This window comes from Bradyrhizobium sp. NBAIM14 (assembly GCF_020193895.1).
GTDB classification, from domain to species: Bacteria; Pseudomonadota; Alphaproteobacteria; order Rhizobiales; family Xanthobacteraceae; genus Bradyrhizobium; species Bradyrhizobium yuanmingense.
On record NZ_JADYVQ010000005.1, the window covers coordinates 382315 to 401203 of the forward strand.

Here is an 18889-nt window from a genome sequence, read left to right on the forward strand (position 1 = left end):
CTGCTGCCGCTGGGCGGCTGCATGCAGACGACACTTTCGCCATCGACGGATGCGAGCATGACGCCGCGCGACCGTCAGTTGCTCGCGCACGCGCCTTACGCCAAGGCGAATGTGCCCCAGCAATATCTGCGTCACATCGTCGATTACCACCGCAAGGAGCAGCCGGGCACGATCCTGGTCGATACCGACGCGCGCTACCTCTATTACGTGCTGCCCGAGGGCAAGGCGATCCGCTACGGCGTTGCCGTCGGCGAGGAAGCCATGGCGTTCTCCGGCGTCGCGCGGGTCGGTCGCTTGGCGGAATGGCCGGACTGGGTCCCGACCGCGGATATCCAGGCGCGACTCGGTCCCTATCCCGCCCGCGTTCCCGGCGGTCCCGCCAATCCGCTGGGCGCGCGGGGCATCTATCTCTATGTCGGCAACAAGGACACGCTCTATCGCATCCACGGCACCAACCAGCCCGAATATATCGGGCAGGCGATCTCGTCCGGCTGCATCCGGATGCGCAACGAGGACGTCATCGATCTCTACGACCGGGTGAAGCTCAATTCGATGGTCGTGGTGCTGCCGCCGGGGCAGAGCGCGCAGGCCGCGGCGGGCGGGCGCTGGCGCGGCTGAGGTCTGAGCCGGTCAGTTCGAGTTTAGGTGCGTTGTCACGCTCTAGTTCTCAGGCCGGGCGACCCGCCATTGCAGCGTCGTGGCGTTGCCGTTGGCGTCGCCCGGCGCCTTGTCGGCGGGCGACGTGTAGAGCGGGCGATAACGGTAGGCCCACATCTTGCTGCCGTCGTTGCGGTTGATCACGGTGAAGTCGCCGACGGCCCTGGCGTCGGCCGTTGCGGCGAGCGGCACCCAGCTCTCGATGCACTTGCCGTTGCAGTTCGACGTCTTTCCCGTGGTGTCGCGCTCATAATAGTAGAGCGTCATGCCGTTGAGATCGACGAGCTTGGGCCCCTGCTTGGTCAGGATCACCTTCGCGGGAGCCGTTGGCGCCTCGACCTTCGGCGGAGGAGGATCGCCGCCGCCATGGCCCCCTGCGACCGCCTGAACGGTCGAGAGCGCGACGGCCGCGGCCACAACGAGGAACCTGAACATTTGAAACTCCGCCCCGCAAAGTTAATCGCGCGTTAAGCGCCCCAAATGCGGCCGAGGTTAGCAGCCGAAGGTTAGTTCCTGGTTTCGTGCGCTGCGACAATTACGGACATGGTCCGAGATCAGAGCTGCGCATCGCGCAGCGGCGCGCGGCTGAGCTCGTTGCCGGCGGCGATCGCCTTGCGCAGCAGCCGCATCAGCTCCTCACCCTCTTTCGCGCTGAGGCCGCGCAGCATGATGCGCTGCGCGGATTCGACGGCCGGGGTGATCTTGCGCAGCGTGCGGCGGCCCTCGTCGGTGATCTCGAGCTCACGCGCGCGGCGGTCGCGGCTGGAGGGGCGCCGCTCCGCGAGGCCCTTCTGGACGAGGCGATCGATCACGCCGGTGATGGTGGTGCGATCGTAGGCGATCAATCCGGCGAGCGTCACCTGATCGAGCCCCGGATTGGCCTTGATGGTTGCAAGCGCGGCGTATTGCACCGGAGTGAGATCGAAGCCGGCGTCCTCGACCTCGGCCAGGAACACCGCGACCGAGATCTGCTGGAAGCGGCGTGCCAGATGTCCGGGCATGTCGTTGTTGTCTTTCACCGAGATCTCCTCCGGAGCAGAGCGGATCATTGACAAGTATACTGATAGTCAGCATACTGATCAATAAGAAACAGAATTTGGCGGGAGAGGTGCTCATGCAGTTCCATCTCAATGGATTTCAGCCGGGCGACCCTGAAATCGCCGATCCTGCCGCGCGCGTTCAGGCATCGGGAGCGGCGGGCGCCGTGCCTGGCGAGGTCGATGTCCTCATCGTCGGCTGCGGGCCGGCCGGCCTGACGCTCGCCGCCCAGCTCGCGCAATTCGCCGACATCAGGACGTGCATCGTCGAGCAGAAGCCGGACCGCCTCCTCGTCGGCCAGGCCGACGGCATCGCCTGCCGCACCATGGAGATGTTCCACGCCTATGGCTTCAGCGAGCGTGTGCTGAAGGAGGCCTGTTGGGTCAACGAGACCACGTTCTGGAAGCCGGATGAAGCGGCGCCGGAGAAGATCGTCCGCAGCGGCCGGGTGCAGGACGTCGAGGACGGGCTGTCGGAATTCCCGCACCTCATCCTGAACCAGGCGCGCGTCCATGATTGCTTTCTCGACGTCATGCGCAAGTCGCCGGCGAAGCTCGCGCCGTATTACAGCCGGCGCGTGCTTGATGTGAATGTCGATCCGGCCGCCGGTGCCGACGATCATGCCGTGACCGTGCGCCTCGAACGCGTCGATGCCGCGAACGAGGGCAAGGTCGAGGCGATCAAGGCCCGCTACGCCGTCGGCTGCGACGGCGCCCGCAGCACGGTGCGCAAGTCGATCGGGCGCGAGCTGCACGGTGATTCCGCCAACCACGCCTGGGGCGTGATGGACGTGCTGGCCGTGACCGATTTTCCGGACATCCGCTTCAAGTCGCTGATCCAGTCGGCCAAGGACGGCAGCCTGCTGATCATTCCGCGCGAAGGCGGCTACATGGTCCGCATCTATGTCGAGCTCGCCAAGCTCGATGTCGGCGAACGCGTTGCCAATCGCAACATCACCGCCGATGATGTGATTGCGAAAGCGCAGCGGGTCCTGAAGCCGCATCGGCTCGAGGTGAAGGAGATCGCCTGGTGGTCGGTCTACGAGATCGGCCAGCGCCTCACCGACAAGTTCGACGACGTGCTGGAGGGCGAGATCGAGACGCGCCAGCCGCGCATCTTCATCGCCGGCGATGCCTGCCACACCCACAGTCCGAAGGCCGGGCAGGGCATGAACGTGTCGATGCAGGATGCCTTCAATCTCGGCTGGAAGCTCGCCGCCGTGCTGCGGAGGCAGTGCGCGCCAAGCCTGTTGCATTCCTATTCGGCCGAGCGCCGGGCAGTCGCGAAGGAGCTGATCGATTTCGATCGCGAATGGGCTGATATCCTCGCCTCCGCCGCCAAGGCCGGCGGCGCCGATGCCGCCAAAACGCAGGACTATTTCGTCCGGCACGGACGTTTTACCGCGGGCACGGCAACGCATTACAAGCCGTCGATGCTCACCGGCGCGGCCACGCATCAGCACCTCGCGCAGGGCCTCATTATCGGCACGCGCTTCCATTCCGCGCCGGTGATCCGGCTGGCGGACGCCAAGCCGGTGCATCTCGGCCATGCCGCACGGGCCGATGGCCGCTTCCGCATCTACGCGTTCTCGCCCGATGAGAACCCGGCAGCGTCGGGCTCGGCCATTCGTGCCTTGTGCAATTTCCTCGCGGAATCCCGGAAGTCACCTATCCGTCGATATACGCCTGTTGGAGCTGACATCGACAGCGTGATCGATCTGCGCGCGGTGTTTCAGCAGGACCATCGTGAGCTCGCCATCGAGGCAATGCCGCCGATGTTGCTCCCGAGCAAAGGCCGTTACGGCTTGTACGACTACGAGAAGATGTTCTGCCCGGATCTCAAGAGCGGCCACGACGTTTTCACGATGCGCGGCATCGATCGGGCGGCCGGCTGCATGGTCGTGGTGCGGCCCGACCAGTATGTCGCGACCGTGCTGCCGATCGACGATTTTGCCGGGCTCGCCTCGTTCTTCGACGCATTCATGCTGCCGGCGAGGTGACGCCGAAAGCGCCGCGCGCGCCGTGCTGCCGGCGATGCCGCATGCGGCGCAGCCGAGCTAGCACTGGCTGCAACGAAAGCCCGGCCCTCGTGCCGGGCTTACCGCTTGCGCGCGCCCTCCGGTTCCGTGCGCGTACAATTTAAGAAAGTTCTTCGCGGGCAGATTTCATCGATCGTAATATGTCTATCCAAAGCTGTAAGCATCCACTCGGGGCAGCGGGGCACCGGAGGATGACGATGAGACAGAACCAAGCGGAGACGCGCCGTCAGCAAAATGTCGCGAAGCGGTCGATGACCAAGGAGGCCAAGCAGCTGGCCGGCCTGATTGCCGGACTGCGCGAATCCCTCGAGGAGATCCACAAGGAGCGGGCGGGCACCAAGCTGTCGGGCGCAGAAATGGGACTACTCGATGAGCGTCGCAACAATCTGCTGCTCACCATCGCAGCCCTCAATGACCGCCTTTCGGCGGTGCAGGGCCTGATCAATCTCGGCCGCCCGCATATTATCCGCGTGCACTAGCGCCGATCCGAGGCAACGAGATCGGCTCTGTTGCGACGGCACGGGGCCGGCCACAGGCCTCGTGGATGGCACCAAATTGCCACGCTCCCGGCGAATTGCCGCCAAAGCCCGCTGCCACGACAAGGCCGGGTGCAGGGCGACGCAAGGGGATGCGAATTGGCCAACAAGATGGTCGCAGAACGCGACAACGAGAAGTACAGTTTCGCCCGCGAGAGCCGGTTGCTCATCGTAGCGAAGGCGAAAGTGTGGGCAAGCGAGGGGTGGCGGGTGGTCGTCACCGACCAGGATGGCAAGGCCTACGCGCCGTCCGAGCTCGATCAGCTGTCCGCAGCGTGATGGTGGGGCGCGACCTCTTGCTCAGAGTCGGCACCGCGCGCATCAACGCACGGTGGTCTCCGAGAACAGGTTGATGATCACCACCCCTGATACGATCAGCGCGATGCCGACGAAGGCTGCGGCGTCCAGGATCTGACGGAACAGCACGAAGGAGACGGTGGCGGTCAGGATGATGCCGACCCCGCCCCAGATCGCATAGGCGATGCTCAACGGGATCACCCGGATCGCCACCGAGAGCGCGTAGAACGAGGCGACGTAGAACAGCACCATCGCCAGCGTCGGCCAGGGACGGGTGAACTGCGCGGACTGCTGCAGGAACGCCGACGCGGTGACCTCGAACACGATGGCGAGGGCGAGAGCCGTATAGGCGTTGAAGACGGAGGTCATGCGGAGGCTGTGTCCGGGCCGACGGATGGCTGACGTGCGACCGCAAATATCACGCGGGAATGACGAGTCCGCGACAGGACGCAGCGCTTGCGTCGCCCGAAGTTTGACTCTACGGACCTCTTTCATGCTCGTCATCTCCATCCAGAGCCAGGTGGTCCACGGCCATGTCGGCAACAGCGCGGCCGCCTATGCCATGCAGGCGGAGGGCGCGAACGTCGCTGCGGTGCCGACGACGCTGCTGTCCAACCATCCGCGCTATCCGAGCCTGCGCGGACGGGTGCTGGAGACCGAGCTCGTCGCCGATCTCCTGAGGGGAGTCGAGGAGCGCGGCCTGGTCGACGAGGCCGCGGTGGTCGTCACCGGCTATCTCGGCTCGCCCGGCAATGCCGCCGTCATCGCCGATTTTGTCGAGCGGGCGCGCACGCGCAATGGGAAGCTCGTCTATCTCTGCGATCCCGTGATCGGTGACGACGGCCGCGTCTATGTCGCGGACGGCATCCTGGACGTGCTCCGCCACCGGCTGCTGCCGACGGCGAACCTGACGACGCCGAACCAGTTCGAGCTCGAGCTGCTCTCTGGGGTCGCAATTGCCGACGCCGAGAGCCTCAGCGCGGCCTGCGCGGTGCTGGCTGGGGCAGGCACCGACGTCGTCGCCACCGGCTGCACCCTCGCTGACACGGCGGCGGGCCAGGTGGAGACGATCCTGTGCACTGATGGGCGATTGTCGCGCTTTGCGACGCCGCGCCTGCCGATCCGTCCCTACGGCACCGGCGATCTCCTCACCGGGCTGATCGCGGCGCATCTGGCCAAGGGCGAAGCAATGGAGTTGGCGGTACGGCGCGCGGTCGACACGGTCTTTGCCGTGCTGGTGCGCACGCAGGACGCCGGCTCGGCCGAGATGCGGCTGGTGCCGCTGCCGACGGCAGAGCGCAAGCCGTAAACCGTCAGGTCGCGCGCTTGCCGGCCGATTGCGCCGACTTCTGCGGCTTGGTCGCCGGGCCCTTCTGCTCGCGCGCGACGTCGGCCTTCGGCGGCTTGGCGCTCGCAAGGCCTTGTGTCTTCTTCGGCTTGGCTCCGGCAACGTCCTTGCGATCGGAGGTGCCGCGCTTCGAGATATATTCCTGGCCGTCGATCGGGCCGACATGGGGCGGATCGCGGCCGAGATAGGGTCGGCCGATGCCGTACGCCTTGCCGTTGGCATCGACCCACTTCCACAGGATTTCGGTCGAGACCCAGCGCTGCGCCCTGTTGCTGCCTTGCGTGCTGACGATGTCTGCCGCCATGCCGTGACCGTAGCCGCCGCGCGTGCTGCCGCCGTGATAGGAGCGGTTGGAGGCGGCCTTCAGGCCGCTCGCGATCGACTGGCGATAGTCGTCGCGGAACGCGCTGGTGATGCCCGGCGACAGGCCGGCGGCTTCGGCCGCGAGCATCATGCGGAACAGCTTCTGCTTGAAGCTCTTGTCCATGCCGCCGATGACGTAGTCCATCATCGACATGCCGGCGCGCTCGGCCGCATGCGGATCCTTCCAGGTGAAGTCCTGATCGACCAGCTTGGTGAAGCTGCGCATCACCGTGACGGTCTTGCCCTTGCGCTTGATGGTGACTGCGCGCCGCTCCTGCACCTTCATCGTGTCTTCCTTGGCGGTGCGCTGATAGAGCGCCCAGAGGTAGCGGTCGATGCAGGCCTCCATGACGAAGCATTCGTCGAGCACGGCGATGTTGTCGGCAGGCGGTGACGCCTTGCGCGCAGGCGCAACGGGGTCGCTCGCGATCGCCGCGGCCGACAATGTGTCCGTCGTCACGATCTCGGTGGGATCGGTGGATGCGAGCTTGACGGGCTCCGCCACAGGGGCGGGGGCAACCTCGCTGACGACGGGCTCCGGTTCAGGCAAGATAGGCGGCGCGGGCACGGCTTCCACCGGCAGGATCAGCGCCGGGTCGGCCGAGGCAAGCTTGATGGTGGAGGCGGGCTCTTCCGGCGTTGCCTCTGCCGGCGCGGGAGGGTCGGGCAGCGCAGTGACGGTGGCGGCGATGTCGGCGGTCAAGGCGAAGCGGTCCTCAAGGGTCGCAGCGCGCGGCACGTCGGCGAGGTCGATGCGGCCGAGATCCTTGGCATGATCCTTGGCACGATCCTTGGCGCGCGAGATGGCGGCGCTGTTTTCGATGAGCGCAGGCGCATAAGCGGAGAGAGACAATGCCAGCCAGCCGGCGAGAACGGCCGAGGGACACGACACCGCCACCAGAAGAGACCGCCGATCGTTCATGATCCCTGCCTCCAAACGGTCTGCTCGAACAATCTTGCCCGAACAGTGATGATGCAAACAGTCTGACGAAACAGTCGCACGGAAAGGCACGCAGCACGTCGATTGTTCGGGCCACGGTGTGGCGGCGCAATGGCGCAAATCGGGGAGTGCGGGCTTTTCGGGGCAACTGTGGCCGAGGTGCAACGCCCGGTTCCATTTGACGTTGCCGCAACTTTGTTGCGGCTGGTGCGTTGGAGGCGCCATGACGCATCCCTCGCTTCGTCCCATGGACGCCTTCGACCCCACCGAGCCCGCCATCCTGCACGATCGTCTCTCCGACACGATCATCACCTGGACCGCCGACCAGGCCGAGGACTACCGCCGCGCCAGCCGGCCCGGCGCGGATGGAACCGTGGCCTGGAAGACCTATCTCTTCGACGGCTGGGGCAACGTGCTTGGTGGCTGAGCGGCTCCTCTGGAGGCGCCGCGTCGCAGCCGGCGTGATTCGCCCAAATCCCTGGACGCATTAGGCATATCGTCATGCACCGCATGCGATGTTGCAATGCAGCGGTGTATGTCGCGCTGCAGCAAAATGTGCCTAAATAGGCTCCGACTCTCAAACCTCGGAGCATCACCAATGAACAAGAAGACCTTGTCGATCGCCGCCTTCCTGACGATCGCGGGCGGTACCGCGGCTTTCGCCGCCGAGCTGCCGACCTATGAGGCCAACGGTTTCCCGGTTTCCCCGCTGCAGGTGCGCGTGCTCGGTGCCGCACATGTCGAGCAGCAGGTCGCAGTGCCAAGCGCAATCGCCTCGGTCCACCAGGCGAAGGTGCTCAGCCCGCGCAAGGTGAAGACCGCGGACGTGATCACAGGCGCGGGCCGCTAAGCTCGCCGCGCGCGCAGGCTTGACGGCGAGCGGCCGTAGAGTTCGGCGAAGGCGGCGTTGAACCTGCGCAGGCTGCCGAACCCGGCTTGGAATGCGATAGCGGTCATGCTGTCATCGCCGGCATCGAGCAGGCGCTTGGCGCGCTGGACGCGCAGTGTCTTGGCGAGCTGCTGCGGCGTAGCGCCGACATGGCGCTCGAACAGGCGCGCCAGGTGACGCGACGAGATGCCGAGCCGCGTCGCGAGATCGACCACCGAGCCTTCATCCAGCGCGCCGTCATCGATGAGCCTCATGGCCCGGGCCACCGTGGAGCGCGTGCCGTTCCAGGCCGGGCAGAAAGGAGCGGTCTCGGGACGGCAGCGCAGGCAGGGCCGGAAGCCGGCGGCCTCGGCAGCCGCAGCCGTCGGATAATAGACCACATTGCGCGCCAGCGGTTGCTTGGCCGGACAGACCGGCCGGCAATAGATGCCCGTGGTCTTCACCGCCGTGAAGAAGCGGCCGTCATAGCGGGGATCGCGGCGCAGGCGCGCGGCGTTGCAGACATCAAAGCTCAGCATGATCGCATGGTAGCGCATGAGGTCGGCGGCGGAAGGGCTGCCGGATGACCGAGTCCGATTGCGGCGAGCCGCGGCTCGCACCGCGGCCTAGAAGGCGGTTCTCATCGCAACACGGCCGGAGACCCCATCGTGACCAGCCCGAGAGACGTCGTACTGAACGCCTGGAAGACCTTTTCGTCACGCGATCCCGAGCGCATCGCGGCACTCTTCACCGAAGACGCCGAATGGATCGCGCCGAAGGGAAATGCCACCGCCGTCGCGCTCGATCATACCGATCACATGGTGGGAGCGCACCAGATCGCCCGCTTCATCGCCAAGGAAATGCACAGGCTGTTTTCGAGCATCGATATCACGTTCCGCGGCGTCTATGTCGAAGGCGATGTCGTGATCGTGGAGGAGCGGATGCGCGCCACGCTGCCCGGCGGCAAGCCGTACGAGAACGAGTATTGCTTCGTGTTCGAGGTGGTGGGCGACCGGATCAGGCAAGTGCGGGAATACATGGATACGCGCAAGGGATGGCGGATGGTCTTCGATGAGGGGCTGTAACACGCGTAGTCGGCATCGCCCTCGCGTGACAGCCCTGCAGCCGCGTGGGTTGAGCGGCTCAGCGCGCCGACATATCGAGTGATTCATGGATCAGCGGACGAGCGGCGCCGACGCTCAGAAGAAGGATACCGCGCCGGCACTGCTCGGCGTGGTCTGCGGCCTTGCCGCAGCGCTGTTCTGGGCGCTCGGCTTTGCCGCCACGCGGCACGGCCTCAAGGCCGGCTTCACGCCGGTCGATCTGCTGGTGCATCGCTATGTCTGGTCGGGGATCGCATTCCTGCCCCTGGTGTTGCGCGCCGGACTCTCCGATCTCTGCGGCATCGGCTGGGGCAGGGGGCTCGTGCTGATGGTGCTCGGTGGTCCCGTGATGTCGCTGATCTCGTACATCGGCTTCCTGTTCGTCCCGCTCGGCCATGGCAGTGTGATCCAGCCCTCTTGCGCCACGCTCGGCGGCCTCCTGCTCGCGGCGGTCGTGCTGAAGGAGCGGATCTCCGCCTCGCGCCTGACTGGCGCGCTCGTCATCGTCGGAGGCCTCGGCGTGATCGGTGCGGAATCAATCGGCCACATCGGTGCCGACGGCATTCAGGGCGATCTCATCTTCGTGCTCGCCGGATTCATGTTCGCCGGCTTCGGCGCGATGCTGCGTCGATGGCGCGTCTCGGCCGTGTCGGCTGCGCTCGTGATCAACGTGCTGTCGCTGCTGCTGGTGCCGGTCTACGTCGCCACGGTGGGCCTCGCCCACATTGCGTCGATCGGCATGACCGAGAACGCGATCCAGGCGCTGGCGCAGGGCGTGCTTGCCGGCCCCGCCGCGCTCTATCTCTACGCCGTCTCGGTCCAGCGTCTCGGCGTCGCCCGCGCCGCGGTGTTTCCGGCCTGCGTGCCCGCGCTGACGCTGCTCACGGGCTGGTTGCTGCTTGGCGAGCCGCCCACGATGCTGCAGATGGCAGGCCTCGTGACGGTGCTGAGCGGGTTCTACCTGGCGCAGCGGCAAAGCTAGCGGACCTCACGCCTTCTTCACGAACTCCGACTTCAGATTCATCGCGCCGATGCCGTCGATCTTGCAGGCGATGTTGTGGCCGTCGCTGGCGTCCTGCAGGCGGATGTTGCGCACCTTGGTGCCGCCCTTGACGACCGAGGACGAGCCCTTGATCTTGAGATCCTTGATCACGATGACGCTGTCGCCGTCGGCGAGCAAATTGCCGTTGGCATCGCGCACGCCCGTATCCTGCGCCGTGTCCGCGGCCGCGTCCGCCGCGCCGCTCCATTCATGGCCGCATTCCGGGCAGACCCAGAGATCGCGGTCCTGATAGGCGTGTTCGGAATTGCAGGTCGGGCATTTCATCGTGTCGGTCATGACGGGTCTTGTCTCGCGCGTTCGTTCGCGGCGCGACCGTAGAGGCGCGAACCGGGAAAGCAAGCAAAAGCTGCGCACGGCGCGGGCCGAGCGTGACCTACGGGTGCGATATAACGGACCGGTGCCTGCCGGCGACTTCAACGTCGCCGGCGCGCGTTTGAGCTGCATCAACGGCACTGCGCGCGGGGGGCGTATCGTGTCTTCAGGAATGACCGCCGGAGGCAGCGATGGACGACACACTCAGACGAAAAATCCAGACCTTGCTGGACCAGCACCGCACGATGCGGATCGCGACGCTTCGCGCCGATGGCTGGCCGCAAGTGACGACTGTCGGCTATGCCAACGAAGGTTTCACCATCTACTTCCTCTGCGGCCCCGACAGCCAGAAGGCGCAGAACATCTCGCGGGACGAGCGCGTGTCGCTGGCGATCGACGACGATCCGGCGCAAGTGATGGAGATCACCGGCCTGTCCATGGCGGCGCGGGCGGTGGCCGTGACCGATCCAGCCGAGGCCGAGAAGGCGATCGCGCTTTTGATGGCGCGCTATCCCGAGCAGAAGGCCATCGGCCTCCCCATGCCGAAGCCATCCGAGGTGCGGCTGATCCGTCTCACACCGACGGTGATCTCGCTGCTCGATTATTCCAAGGGATTCGGCCACACCGATCTCGTCACGTGCTGAGGACGCGAGCTGCGAGCTGGCTTGACGCAGATCAAGCTGGCGTCGTGGTGCACATCTAAGCTGCTCCACGATTCAATGCCGTGAGGTCGAGCGATGTCGCACAATGTTCGAATCTCCATCGGCATCGCCGTCCTGATCGCGCTGTCGGTGCTGTTCCTGTTCAGCCTCGTCCACACTGCTGCCGGGGCGCCGAGGCCCGGCTCGCGCGCGGTCGCCGCAGGTCATCGCCTGGCGCAGGCGTGGTGCCAGTCGTGTCACGCGATCGAGCCGCACATGGCCGGCTTCTTCGAGGAGGCACCGAGCTTCCAATCCATCGCCGACCGCAACGGCACCACCGCGCTCTCGCTCAAGGTGTTCTGGCGGACCAGTCACCAGACCATGCCGAATCTCGTGATCTCGCCGGAGCAGGCCGAGGTGCTATCGGCCTATATCCTTAGCCTGAAGCGCAATTGAGGGCCGACTCAAGCAAGTGTTGCGAAAACAACCCCATGCACAGTAGCCATCCCCATGGAATTGCTCGGGGTTTTCCTGACTTCGGCAAAATCGAACAAGAGTTGACCCGTCGGGCAAAACAATGGCATGATGACATCGTGGGACGCGGTCGGGGGCGTCAGGTGCGGCACCATCCCGGATTACGCTTGCGCTCCATCCGGGCTACGCTCGCTTCGCAACTTGCGACGAGTTCCCTCATGAGCTTTCTCCTCAACATCGACGTTCCCGACGTGGCGAAAGCCACGACGTTCTACACCGAAGCCTTTGGCCTCTCGGTCGGCCGCCGCTTCGGCGCCGACTTCGTCGAGCTCAACGGCTGGCCCGCGCCGGTGTATCTGTTGACCAAGCAGGCCGGCACCATCGGCGCCGGCGGCGACCGCCGCCGCTATGAGCGGCACTGGACGCCGATGCATATCGACGTCGTCGTCGACGATGTCGACGCCGCCGTCGCGCGTGCGCTCGCTGCCGGGGCGATCCTGGAAGTGCCGGCGAGCGATGCGCCCTATGGGCGGATCGCGATGCTGGCCGATCCGTTCGGGCACGGTTTTTGTCTGTTGGCGTTCAGCGCGCAAGGGTATGACGCGTTGCTGGAAGGTGCGTAGCCTAATCCGGGCCGAGCGTGCTGAGCCACCCGGATTGCGCTTTGCTCCATCCGGGCTACGATCGCCTGCGGAAGGCTGCGCCGACATCGGAGCGACATGCCAAAGAAGCTGAAGACCTACCAGACCTCGCTCGGCTTCTACGATCAGGCGATCGCCGCGCCCTCGATGAAGGCGGCGCTTGCTGCCTGGGGCGCCAGCTCCAATCTGTTCCATCAGGGAGTCGCCAGGGAGACCGACGACCCTGATGTCGTCGCTGCAACCATGGCGAAGCCGGGCGTGGTGCTGAGGCGTCCGGTGGGTTCGAACGGCCCGTACACCGAGAGCGCTGAGCTGCCGACAGATCTCGGCGAGGACGAGGCCAAGCCCAAGCGCAAGTCCAAGAGCAAGGCCAAGAGCAAGCCGACGTCGAAGACGCGTCCCGCCAGGACGGCCCGGAATGCATCCCGCGAGATCGATGCTGCGGCCGCGCGCAAGGCCGCTGCAGCTTTCGAGAAGGAGGAGCGGCGGCGCGAGGCAGCGCGTGCCAAGGAGGAGGCCGCTCGCGCCAAGGAGCGTGCGCGGCGCGACAAGGCGGTTGCCGCGGCGGAAGCCGCACTCGACAAGGCAAGACGCGAGCACGAAGCGAAGGCCGGGGCGATCGAAGCCGAGCGGGCCGCGCTCGAGGCGCGTGCCGAGGCCGAGCAGGAGCGCTGGGACAAGCAGAGGCACAAGCTGGATCAGGCCCTGCGCCGCGCGCGTGAGTGAGCGGCAGGTGCCGACGTCCGGGACTTCTGCTGCTCATCCAGACCACTCTTGCGTCATACTCGCCGTCATTGCGAGCGGAGCGAAGCAATCCAGGCTCCCTCCGCGGAAGGACTCTGGATTGCTTCGTCGCAAGTGCTCCTCGCAATGACGGGGAGAGGTCGGAGCGCCAAAGCGCACAGCGCTTATGTCCGCACCTCGCGCGAAATTTGCTTGCCTCGGCTGGCATCCTTTTGCACTCTTTAAGCGAAGGAGACTAACGCATGACCAAGATGACTGCCGCCTGCGCGCTCGGAACCGCCCTGGTTCTGAGTAGCCTTGCAATCTCGGACGCCGAAGCCCGGACGCGGAGAGCCGTCGTCGTTCGCGCGCCGCAAGAGCGGCTCGTCATCACGGCGCCGGTGCTGAGGCCGACGCCTTGGGATTACAACATCGTGCCACGCTATCGTTACCGCCCCGAGCACGACCGGGTCGATCCCTACGGACCGCCCTTGGTGCCGTCCTATGTGCGCTATGAGGGATGGCGCTGGCCGTATTGGTGGTGAAGGCCGACGGACGCCAAACTGATCGGCGCATGAGGGTGGGTGAGCTGAGCAGAGGCACGACGTGCACCTGCTCGTCATGATCACCACTCTCTATCGGCAGAGAAGCGAAAGGGGCGGGGCTGCGCCGCCCGTGCTCCTACGGCCGCTCCGGTCCTTGCCTCTGATAACCAGTGGTTGTACGCTGCACTGCAGAAAAGTGTAGTGTAAATGGATCGGCTGAAATGAGCGTGGTTGAGAGCGTGGCATCCGAGCAGCTTGCGGAGCCGAAGATGCCGCCGGGCGTGCTGACCGAAGGTCCGGTGGTCGAGGCCAAGTTTCGCGATTCCTACATCTCGTTCGCCATCATGGTCGGCGGCTCGGTCGCGGCGCTGGTCTGGGCCTTCTGGCAAGGCATCGGCTGGGTCGAGGTTTCGGTGTTCGCCGGCACGTTCATCATGTCCACGATCGGCATCGGCTTCATGCATCGCTACTTCGTGCACCGCAGCTTCCGCTGCGGTCCGGTGATGCGGACGATCTTCGCCGCGCTCGCGACCATGGCGGTGCAGGGCTCGATCCTGAAATGGGTGAGCAACCATCGGCGGCACCATCTGCACTCCGACCGGCCCGGCGACGTGCACAGCCCCTATTACGACGGCGGCGGCCATCCCTATACCAGTTTCGCCAAGGGCATGACGCATGCGCAAGGCGGCTGGGTGTGGGACCGCGAGACCACCGATGCCAGCTACTACGCCAAGGACATCCTGGCCGACCCGATCGCGATGTTCTTCACCAGGACGCGCTGGTACTGGTATGCGCTCTCGGCGCTGATCATTCCGGGCGCCATCGGCTATGCCTTCGGCGGCGCGCGCACGATGATCGGCTGCATCCTGTTCGCCGGCCTGTTCCGCAGCTACCTCATGACCATGGCGACCTCGCTAGTGAACTCGGTCTGCCACAGCGACGGCCGCTGGGGCTACCGTCGCTTCGAGACCCATGACGGCACCACTAACGAGCTGGTGACCACGCTGCTCACCTTTGGCGAAGGGCTGCACAACAACCATCACCGCTTTCCGCGCGACGCCTACATCTCGCACGCCTGGTACGAGGTGGACATCAACGGGTTGATCATCCTGGGGCTGGGGAAGCTCGGGCTGGTGCATGATATTTTCGCGGCGGGCGGTGCCGGCCGCCAACGTGCGGCGGATGCAGAGCCGGGCGAGCCTGCGCCAGCCGCCGTCGGGAATGCCTTCGAGGGCGACGACCTTCGCGCCCCCGGAACATAATCGTGCCCGCCAATGGCGGGCGCGATGCGGATTTCCGCTGCGCAGGCGGTTCGCCGGACGTTGAGGTTGACGACAGTGCCGGTCGAACTCGTTGTCAGGTTCGCGCGTTCGAACAGGTGCACGGAAAAATTGAAGTTTGATGGCTCGCCGTCTCTGCGTGCAGAGTTGGCGATTGGGTAAAAGTGGCAAAGTGGAGACTGTCAAGAATACATAGAGGTAGAACGGCATTTATCCCCGTAATAAACCCAATGCTGCTTGGGGTTCTGGGCGCGTATTGGGAGGACAGTCATGGCAAGTGTCGAACAATTGCACAGACGGGACGGAGTGAACTTGGTCCAACTCGAAGCGGACATCACTTCGATCCGGTCGGGAAACTCCATTACTTCAATTAATCTGCCTGATTACGTCGAGCACACCGCGGGGGTGTCCCGGGTCGGTGCGCTCAGTGCAGAAGCGGTCATTCGCGACTATGAGTCCGCTGCAAAAGAGATCGAGGCCATGGGCACCGAGTTGATCGACGCTGCGCAAAAATGCGAGGCGCTGACGGCCCAGGTTCATGATGCGATCGCCTTCATGCGAGAAACGGCGGCAGGCTACCGAGAAGAGGGACGGAAGATCTTCAAACGTATCGAAGAATGCGCGCTGTTCACCGAAGACGTTCGCAAGACCTGCGAACAGGTCAAACGCAGAATGGCTGAAGTCTCGGTCGGCCCTTCCGATGAGGAGCTTGCGCCGCAAGAGCCCGAGCTGACGGGGATCGCGGCCAAGGTGACGATGAGCGAGATACGCTGAGGGGAGCGTAGGGTGGGTTAGCTGCGCGACTGCGCAAGGCGCAGCTCGCGCAGCGTAACCCACCACGTCTGCCTCCGCTGAAATCAAAGTGGCGGGTTACGCCAGCGGACAGCGCTTCGCGCCGTTGCAGGCTAACCCACCCTAAGGCTCTTCAAATCGCGCGCCTTCGCGAAACGGGCTCACCAATCCGGATCGCCGTAATAATAAGGGTCGGCCATATAGCGCGGCGGCATCCAGGGGCCTCGCGGCGGCGGCCTCGGCCGCCGTGGCGCGGCGTCTGGTAGGTGCGCCCGGGCACGCGCAGCCGTGTCGTTGTTGACCACGCTGCGCGCGACGGGCTTCGCAGGTGCAGAGGCGGATGGCGCCGATGACGCGCTCAGTTGCGTTTGCAACGCCTGGACCTGCGCGGCGAGGCGCGCATTGTCCGCCGCGTCCTTCTCCTGCGCGGCCTTGAGCTGTTCGATGGTGGCGGCCTGGTCGCGCAGGGTCTGCTCGCTGCGGCTCTTCAACTGCTCGAGCTTGCCGTTGATGTTCGCAAGCTCGCTCGTGATGGCCTTGAGCGATTGCGCGAGCTCGGACGATGACGGCTCGGCCGCCGTGGCGGCAGGCTTCGGAGCGCTTTCGGTGTCCTTGGGCCCCGGCGGCGCCGGCACTGGGGTCGGCTCATCCGCGGCCGCCAGCAGCACCGTCGCCGGCTGCTCCGGATTTTCCGCGGCGGTCGCTTGCGGGGGTGCGCTCGCGGGTGGAGCCCATCGCGCCATGATGGACTTGCCGATCGATGTCGCCTCGTCGCTGTATTGCGATGCGACGGCGGCACCGAGAAGGCCGATCGCCATCACGAGAATGGCCAGAGCGCGCATCATGGCCCTGTCTCCCCTCAGGCCCTGATCGCGAGGCTTGGTGTTTAGAACCCTGGCATCCGGCGTCGGCGCCTTGTTTGCGGAGGTGGCGGCTGCCGTCGCGGCGGCGCTTGCGTGCGAGGTCCGCGGGGCTTCGCTGCTCCGTTCCATTCCGGAAACAAGGCGGTCTAGCCGCGCCAGGTCTTCCTCTGCGCTCTTGATCCTGTCGTAGGCCCGCGCCAGCCCACCGTCGGCGCGCGCCTCGTCCGGCTTGGCGGTTTCAGGCTTGGCTGCATCAAGCTTGTCGGTATCGGGTTTGGGGTCGTTCGTGTCAGGCATCGATGCGCTCTCCATCCGGTCGGGCGTCAATGGGAGGCAGTCCGATCAAGGATAGGTCTCGCTGCTATCAGACACAACGCGTGTGCAAAGGAGAAATTATGACGGGCGAGGGAGCGGGCGGCGTGAGCGCGTAGGATGGGTTGTCGCCGCGACTGCGCAAAGTGCATTTCGTAGGGTAACCGAGCGGATCGAAGCTCATCAACGAATGACGATCCCAGGGGCGTCCAGCCCCGCGGCGCCATGAACGTTCGCTGAGGGGAACGGGCGCTAGTCCATTCCGTTTCCTTCGAGGGGGCTTGTTCGAGGAGGACAACATGAAAGCAATGATCATCGCGCTTTCGGCTGCCGTTGTCATGGCTACCGCACCAGCCGTATTTGCTCAGGGTGTATCGAGCAAGACGCCAGGTCATGAGATGCAGCAAATGGGCAAGAAGGGCGAGCCGGGCGCTTCCAGCTACGCTCCGGGACACAAGAAGAAGCAGCACGCGAAGTCCTCGAAGAGAACCAGCCCCGGCGCGTCGAGCTACGCTCCAGGACGAACTACAGGGCAAACCACAGGTCAAACCACAGGCGCGGGCACCGGGTCGACCACCGGCACGAAGTCAGGGTACTGAACTCCAGGCGGTCCTCAGGCGCGTAGGGTGAGTTAGCTCCGCGACGGCGCAAAGCGCAGGTCGAGTAGCACAACCCACCTCTTTGATCTCGGCGGCGGAGAGGTGGTGGGTTACGCCGGCGGACCGCGCTTCGCGCAACCGCCAGCTAACCCACCTTGCGTCCCGCGGCGCCGCAATGTGCACCGTCGTTAGTGACGTATCGCGCGGATTTCGAGCGTGGTCTGGGTGAGCCTGGCCACGAACCCCTCAAGATGCATGACCCTTTCTCTGGTCAATTGTTCTTGCAGCTCGGCGATCTTCTGGGATTCGGCGACAAACGAGTCGCACGCCTCTTTCGCGTACGCCATCTGAAGCTCAAAGGCCTCGACGGGTGAGCGCGCCGTCGCGAGCTTTCCAAGGAAGTTCCAGGCTTGCTCAAGCGAGATCCTGATGTAGTCGCTATAGGCGTCGGCAATCGCTTGCGTGCTGGCCTGGAAGGGTTCGACCGGTGCGACGGGCGGGCTTGCAGCTAGCTCCATCCCGGAAGCCTCGTCCGGCAAGGCCGCAGCCGAAGGTATCTCCGCACTGATCGGTCGGCTCGGCTCTTGCTCGGTCCCTTGCTCGATCTTTTGCTCGGTCTCTTGCCTGTTCTGCGCCGAGGCATCCGGCAATTGATGCGCTGCACTTGCGCGTTGCTCGCCGGCCCCGGTCCGATGTCCTGATTTCTTCTTGCCGCCGCGCCGGCCGGATTTTCCCCTTGGCTTGTTGTCCACCGCACTCAACATTGCAAATGGCTCCTGAATATCGATGAAGCCGCGAGCCTCCGTCGCGTTTGCGCTGAAATCGCGATTGTGGGCTGTCGCTTGCGTGGCGGCCATGTGGTGAGATTTTGCCGCTGCATCGTCGAGGCATACGGCAAGACGTCGCCGATCCAGATAGCCGCGGGGTGGCCGCCTGTGTCGCCGCCTTAGAAGGCCGCCATACGGCATCGGGTGCGGCAACTCGGTTAACACATTGGTCATTTCTTTGCGGGCATTTTCACGACCTCAGTCAGCAAAGAGGCACCATGTCCGATATCACCATTCCCGGCGGCAAGATCCGTTCCTTCGTCGAGCGGATCGAGAACCTCGACAGCGAGATGCAGGAGTTGAGCGAACAGAAGAAGGAAGTCTTCGCGGAAGCCAAGGGCGAGGGTTTTGACGTGAAGATCCTCAAGGAGATCATCAAGCTGCGCAAGGAAGACAAGAACGAACGCGACGAACGCGAAAGCCTGCTCGACCTCTACATGCGCGCGATGGAGACGGCCTCGCCGGAGCAGGCGAAAGCGGCGTGAGACGGACAGGTTGATCGGTGAGGAGAGATGGCTGCGATCGTAAGGATTGCGGCCGTCATGCGGTGGAAGCCACGAAGAGGTGGAACGCAGCAGAACTCACCGTCATTCCGGGGCGCGCGAAGCGCGAGCCCGGAATCCATTGTG

At 64.9% G+C, this 18889-nt stretch carries 26 protein-coding genes; 18 read left to right on the top strand and 8 right to left on the bottom strand.

Annotated elements, in window-relative coordinates:
• The first annotated feature begins 21 nt into the window (after positions 1 to 21).
• Complete coding sequence (locus I6F28_RS16235; protein WP_167361659.1) at positions 22 to 618, top strand: L,D-transpeptidase; 597 nt, start codon at positions 22 to 24, stop codon at positions 616 to 618.
• Positions 619 to 660: 42 nt separating this feature from the next.
• Here the strand turns inward: I6F28_RS16235 and I6F28_RS16240 are convergent, their stop codons facing one another.
• Together I6F28_RS16240 and I6F28_RS16245 are read right to left on the bottom strand one after the other, a co-directional pair.
• On the bottom strand, positions 661 to 1092 hold the full coding sequence (locus I6F28_RS16240) for a COG4315 family predicted lipoprotein (RefSeq protein WP_036000243.1): 432 nt from the start codon (positions 1090 to 1092) through the stop codon (positions 661 to 663).
• Between the two features lie 119 nt (positions 1093 to 1211).
• Positions 1212 to 1676, bottom strand: a complete 465-nt coding sequence (locus I6F28_RS16245; RefSeq protein ID WP_036000241.1) for a MarR family winged helix-turn-helix transcriptional regulator — start codon at positions 1674 to 1676, stop codon at positions 1212 to 1214.
• A gap of 95 nt (positions 1677 to 1771) precedes the next feature.
• Here I6F28_RS16245 and I6F28_RS16250 point away from each other — a divergent pair, with 95 nt between their 5' ends.
• The 3 genes from I6F28_RS16250 to I6F28_RS16260 all read left to right on the top strand — a co-directional run bounded on the left by I6F28_RS16250 (position 1772) and on the right by I6F28_RS16260 (position 4548).
• Positions 1772 to 3694: an FAD-binding monooxygenase gene (locus tag I6F28_RS16250; RefSeq protein WP_225140316.1), complete on the top strand. Its 1923-nt coding sequence runs from the start codon at positions 1772 to 1774 to the stop codon at positions 3692 to 3694.
• Between the two features lie 236 nt (positions 3695 to 3930).
• Positions 3931 to 4212, top strand: a complete 282-nt coding sequence (locus tag I6F28_RS16255) for a hypothetical protein (protein ID WP_036000293.1) — start codon at positions 3931 to 3933, stop codon at positions 4210 to 4212.
• Between the two features lie 156 nt (positions 4213 to 4368).
• Positions 4369 to 4548, top strand: a complete 180-nt coding sequence (locus tag I6F28_RS16260) for a hypothetical protein (RefSeq protein WP_225140317.1) — start codon at positions 4369 to 4371, stop codon at positions 4546 to 4548.
• A 42-nt stretch (positions 4549 to 4590) separates the two neighbouring features.
• Here I6F28_RS16260 and I6F28_RS16265 read toward each other — a convergent pair whose 3' ends face one another.
• Positions 4591 to 4935, bottom strand: a complete 345-nt coding sequence (locus I6F28_RS16265; protein WP_036000232.1) for a DMT family transporter — start codon at positions 4933 to 4935, stop codon at positions 4591 to 4593.
• 124 nt (positions 4936 to 5059) lie between these two features.
• On the opposite strand from I6F28_RS16265, the gene pdxY reads away from it, so the two are divergent.
• Positions 5060 to 5875 carry a pyridoxal kinase gene (pdxY, locus tag I6F28_RS16270; protein ID WP_225140318.1) on the top strand — a complete coding sequence of 272 codons (816 nt, stop codon included), beginning with the start codon at positions 5060 to 5062 and terminating at the stop codon, positions 5873 to 5875.
• Between the two features lie 4 nt (positions 5876 to 5879).
• Here the strand turns inward: pdxY and I6F28_RS16275 are convergent, their stop codons facing one another.
• Complete coding sequence (locus tag I6F28_RS16275; protein ID WP_225140319.1) at positions 5880 to 7199, bottom strand: M15 family metallopeptidase domain-containing protein; 1320 nt, start codon at positions 7197 to 7199, stop codon at positions 5880 to 5882.
• A gap of 241 nt (positions 7200 to 7440) precedes the next feature.
• Between I6F28_RS16275 and I6F28_RS16280 the strand changes: the two genes are divergently transcribed.
• The gene (locus I6F28_RS16280; RefSeq protein ID WP_025035973.1) at positions 7441 to 7644 is read left to right on the top strand and encodes a hypothetical protein; all 204 of its coding nucleotides are present in this window, start codon (positions 7441 to 7443) and stop codon (positions 7642 to 7644) included.
• 171 nt (positions 7645 to 7815) lie between these two features.
• A complete protein-coding gene (locus I6F28_RS16285; protein WP_225140320.1) occupies positions 7816 to 8067 on the top strand; it encodes a hypothetical protein in 252 nt (83 codons plus the stop codon).
• On the opposite strand, the gene I6F28_RS16290 is transcribed toward I6F28_RS16285, so the two are convergent.
• Complete coding sequence (locus I6F28_RS16290) at positions 8064 to 8624, bottom strand: bifunctional transcriptional activator/DNA repair enzyme AdaA (RefSeq protein ID WP_074447944.1); 561 nt, start codon at positions 8622 to 8624, stop codon at positions 8064 to 8066. The genes I6F28_RS16285 and I6F28_RS16290 overlap by 4 nt on opposite strands.
• A 129-nt stretch (positions 8625 to 8753) precedes the next feature.
• On the opposite strand from I6F28_RS16290, the gene I6F28_RS16295 reads away from it, so the two are divergent.
• Complete coding sequence (locus I6F28_RS16295; protein ID WP_225140321.1) at positions 8754 to 9170, top strand: nuclear transport factor 2 family protein; 417 nt, start codon at positions 8754 to 8756, stop codon at positions 9168 to 9170.
• A gap of 85 nt (positions 9171 to 9255) precedes the next feature.
• On the top strand, positions 9256 to 10170 hold the full coding sequence (locus I6F28_RS16300) for a DMT family transporter (RefSeq protein ID WP_225140322.1): 915 nt from the start codon (positions 9256 to 9258) through the stop codon (positions 10168 to 10170).
• Between the two features lie 6 nt (positions 10171 to 10176).
• On the opposite strand, the gene I6F28_RS16305 is transcribed toward I6F28_RS16300, so the two are convergent.
• The gene (locus I6F28_RS16305) at positions 10177 to 10527 is read right to left on the bottom strand and encodes a zinc ribbon domain-containing protein YjdM (RefSeq protein ID WP_225140323.1); all 351 of its coding nucleotides are present in this window, start codon (positions 10525 to 10527) and stop codon (positions 10177 to 10179) included.
• Between the two features lie 227 nt (positions 10528 to 10754).
• Here I6F28_RS16305 and I6F28_RS16310 point away from each other — a divergent pair, with 227 nt between their 5' ends.
• The 7 genes from I6F28_RS16310 (at position 10755) to I6F28_RS16340 (ending at position 15641) form a co-directional block, all read left to right on the top strand.
• Positions 10755 to 11207: a pyridoxamine 5'-phosphate oxidase family protein gene (locus I6F28_RS16310; RefSeq protein WP_225140324.1), complete on the top strand. Its 453-nt coding sequence runs from the start codon at positions 10755 to 10757 to the stop codon at positions 11205 to 11207.
• A gap of 93 nt (positions 11208 to 11300) precedes the next feature.
• Positions 11301 to 11660, top strand: coding sequence for a c-type cytochrome (locus tag I6F28_RS16315; protein ID WP_225140325.1), 360 nt, complete (start codon positions 11301 to 11303; stop codon positions 11658 to 11660).
• 236 nt (positions 11661 to 11896) lie between these two features.
• A complete protein-coding gene (locus I6F28_RS16320) occupies positions 11897 to 12301 on the top strand; it encodes a VOC family protein (protein ID WP_057029035.1) in 405 nt (134 codons plus the stop codon).
• Between the two features lie 96 nt (positions 12302 to 12397).
• A complete protein-coding gene (locus I6F28_RS16325; RefSeq protein WP_225140326.1) occupies positions 12398 to 13045 on the top strand; it encodes a cell envelope biogenesis protein TolA in 648 nt (215 codons plus the stop codon).
• Between the two features lie 260 nt (positions 13046 to 13305).
• Positions 13306 to 13587, top strand: a complete 282-nt coding sequence (locus tag I6F28_RS16330; RefSeq protein WP_225140327.1) for a hypothetical protein — start codon at positions 13306 to 13308, stop codon at positions 13585 to 13587.
• 221 nt (positions 13588 to 13808) lie between these two features.
• Positions 13809 to 14849, top strand: a complete 1041-nt coding sequence (locus tag I6F28_RS16335) for an acyl-CoA desaturase (protein WP_225140328.1) — start codon at positions 13809 to 13811, stop codon at positions 14847 to 14849.
• 288 nt (positions 14850 to 15137) lie between these two features.
• On the top strand, positions 15138 to 15641 hold the full coding sequence (locus tag I6F28_RS16340) for a hypothetical protein (protein ID WP_036000202.1): 504 nt from the start codon (positions 15138 to 15140) through the stop codon (positions 15639 to 15641).
• Between the two features lie 179 nt (positions 15642 to 15820).
• Here the strand turns inward: I6F28_RS16340 and I6F28_RS16345 are convergent, their stop codons facing one another.
• On the bottom strand, positions 15821 to 16819 hold the full coding sequence (locus I6F28_RS16345) for a hypothetical protein (RefSeq protein ID WP_225140329.1): 999 nt from the start codon (positions 16817 to 16819) through the stop codon (positions 15821 to 15823).
• 314 nt (positions 16820 to 17133) lie between these two features.
• On the opposite strand from I6F28_RS16345, the gene I6F28_RS16350 reads away from it, so the two are divergent.
• The gene (locus tag I6F28_RS16350; protein ID WP_128261897.1) at positions 17134 to 17433 is read left to right on the top strand and encodes a hypothetical protein; all 300 of its coding nucleotides are present in this window, start codon (positions 17134 to 17136) and stop codon (positions 17431 to 17433) included.
• Between the two features lie 188 nt (positions 17434 to 17621).
• Here the strand turns inward: I6F28_RS16350 and I6F28_RS16355 are convergent, their stop codons facing one another.
• On the bottom strand, positions 17622 to 18290 hold the full coding sequence (locus tag I6F28_RS16355) for a phasin family protein (RefSeq protein WP_225140330.1): 669 nt from the start codon (positions 18288 to 18290) through the stop codon (positions 17622 to 17624).
• Positions 18291 to 18478: 188 nt separating this feature from the next.
• On the opposite strand from I6F28_RS16355, the gene I6F28_RS16360 reads away from it, so the two are divergent.
• A complete protein-coding gene (locus I6F28_RS16360) occupies positions 18479 to 18745 on the top strand; it encodes a DUF2312 domain-containing protein (RefSeq protein WP_025575662.1) in 267 nt (88 codons plus the stop codon).
• Positions 18746 to 18889 lie beyond the last annotated feature (144 nt).

What these genes read in the sequence shown, in the direction of transcription:
- I6F28_RS16310 (WP_225140324.1), top strand. Translation starts at nt 10,755, where the DNA reads ATGGACGACACACTCAGACGAAAAATCCAGACCTTGCTGGACCAGCAC.
- I6F28_RS16330 (WP_225140327.1), top strand. Translation starts at nt 13,306, where the DNA reads ATGACCAAGATGACTGCCGCCTGCGCGCTCGGAACCGCCCTGGTTCTG.
- pdxY (WP_225140318.1), top strand. Translation starts at nt 5,060, where the DNA reads ATGCTCGTCATCTCCATCCAGAGCCAGGTGGTCCACGGCCATGTCGGC.
- I6F28_RS16235 (WP_167361659.1), top strand. Translation starts at nt 22, where the DNA reads ATGCAGACGACACTTTCGCCATCGACGGATGCGAGCATGACGCCGCGC.
- I6F28_RS16290 (WP_074447944.1), bottom strand. Translation starts at nt 8,624, where the DNA reads ATGCTGAGCTTTGATGTCTGCAACGCCGCGCGCCTGCGCCGCGATCCC.
- I6F28_RS16360 (WP_025575662.1), top strand. Translation starts at nt 18,479, where the DNA reads ATGTCCGATATCACCATTCCCGGCGGCAAGATCCGTTCCTTCGTCGAG.
- I6F28_RS16325 (WP_225140326.1), top strand. Translation starts at nt 12,398, where the DNA reads ATGCCAAAGAAGCTGAAGACCTACCAGACCTCGCTCGGCTTCTACGAT.
- I6F28_RS16280 (WP_025035973.1), top strand. Translation starts at nt 7,441, where the DNA reads ATGACGCATCCCTCGCTTCGTCCCATGGACGCCTTCGACCCCACCGAG.
- I6F28_RS16315 (WP_225140325.1), top strand. Translation starts at nt 11,301, where the DNA reads ATGTCGCACAATGTTCGAATCTCCATCGGCATCGCCGTCCTGATCGCG.
- I6F28_RS16250 (WP_225140316.1), top strand. Translation starts at nt 1,772, where the DNA reads ATGCAGTTCCATCTCAATGGATTTCAGCCGGGCGACCCTGAAATCGCC.
- I6F28_RS16345 (WP_225140329.1), bottom strand. Translation starts at nt 16,819, where the DNA reads ATGCCTGACACGAACGACCCCAAACCCGATACCGACAAGCTTGATGCA.
- I6F28_RS16320 (WP_057029035.1), top strand. Translation starts at nt 11,897, where the DNA reads ATGAGCTTTCTCCTCAACATCGACGTTCCCGACGTGGCGAAAGCCACG.
- I6F28_RS16265 (WP_036000232.1), bottom strand. Translation starts at nt 4,935, where the DNA reads ATGACCTCCGTCTTCAACGCCTATACGGCTCTCGCCCTCGCCATCGTG.
- I6F28_RS16355 (WP_225140330.1), bottom strand. Translation starts at nt 18,290, where the DNA reads ATGGCCGCCACGCAAGCGACAGCCCACAATCGCGATTTCAGCGCAAAC.
- I6F28_RS16340 (WP_036000202.1), top strand. Translation starts at nt 15,138, where the DNA reads ATGGCAAGTGTCGAACAATTGCACAGACGGGACGGAGTGAACTTGGTC.
- I6F28_RS16240 (WP_036000243.1), bottom strand. Translation starts at nt 1,092, where the DNA reads ATGTTCAGGTTCCTCGTTGTGGCCGCGGCCGTCGCGCTCTCGACCGTT.
- I6F28_RS16335 (WP_225140328.1), top strand. Translation starts at nt 13,809, where the DNA reads ATGAGCGTGGTTGAGAGCGTGGCATCCGAGCAGCTTGCGGAGCCGAAG.
- I6F28_RS16350 (WP_128261897.1), top strand. Translation starts at nt 17,134, where the DNA reads ATGAAAGCAATGATCATCGCGCTTTCGGCTGCCGTTGTCATGGCTACC.
- I6F28_RS16285 (WP_225140320.1), top strand. Translation starts at nt 7,816, where the DNA reads ATGAACAAGAAGACCTTGTCGATCGCCGCCTTCCTGACGATCGCGGGC.
- I6F28_RS16275 (WP_225140319.1), bottom strand. Translation starts at nt 7,199, where the DNA reads ATGAACGATCGGCGGTCTCTTCTGGTGGCGGTGTCGTGTCCCTCGGCC.
- I6F28_RS16300 (WP_225140322.1), top strand. Translation starts at nt 9,256, where the DNA reads ATGGATCAGCGGACGAGCGGCGCCGACGCTCAGAAGAAGGATACCGCG.
- I6F28_RS16255 (WP_036000293.1), top strand. Translation starts at nt 3,931, where the DNA reads ATGAGACAGAACCAAGCGGAGACGCGCCGTCAGCAAAATGTCGCGAAG.
- I6F28_RS16305 (WP_225140323.1), bottom strand. Translation starts at nt 10,527, where the DNA reads ATGACCGACACGATGAAATGCCCGACCTGCAATTCCGAACACGCCTAT.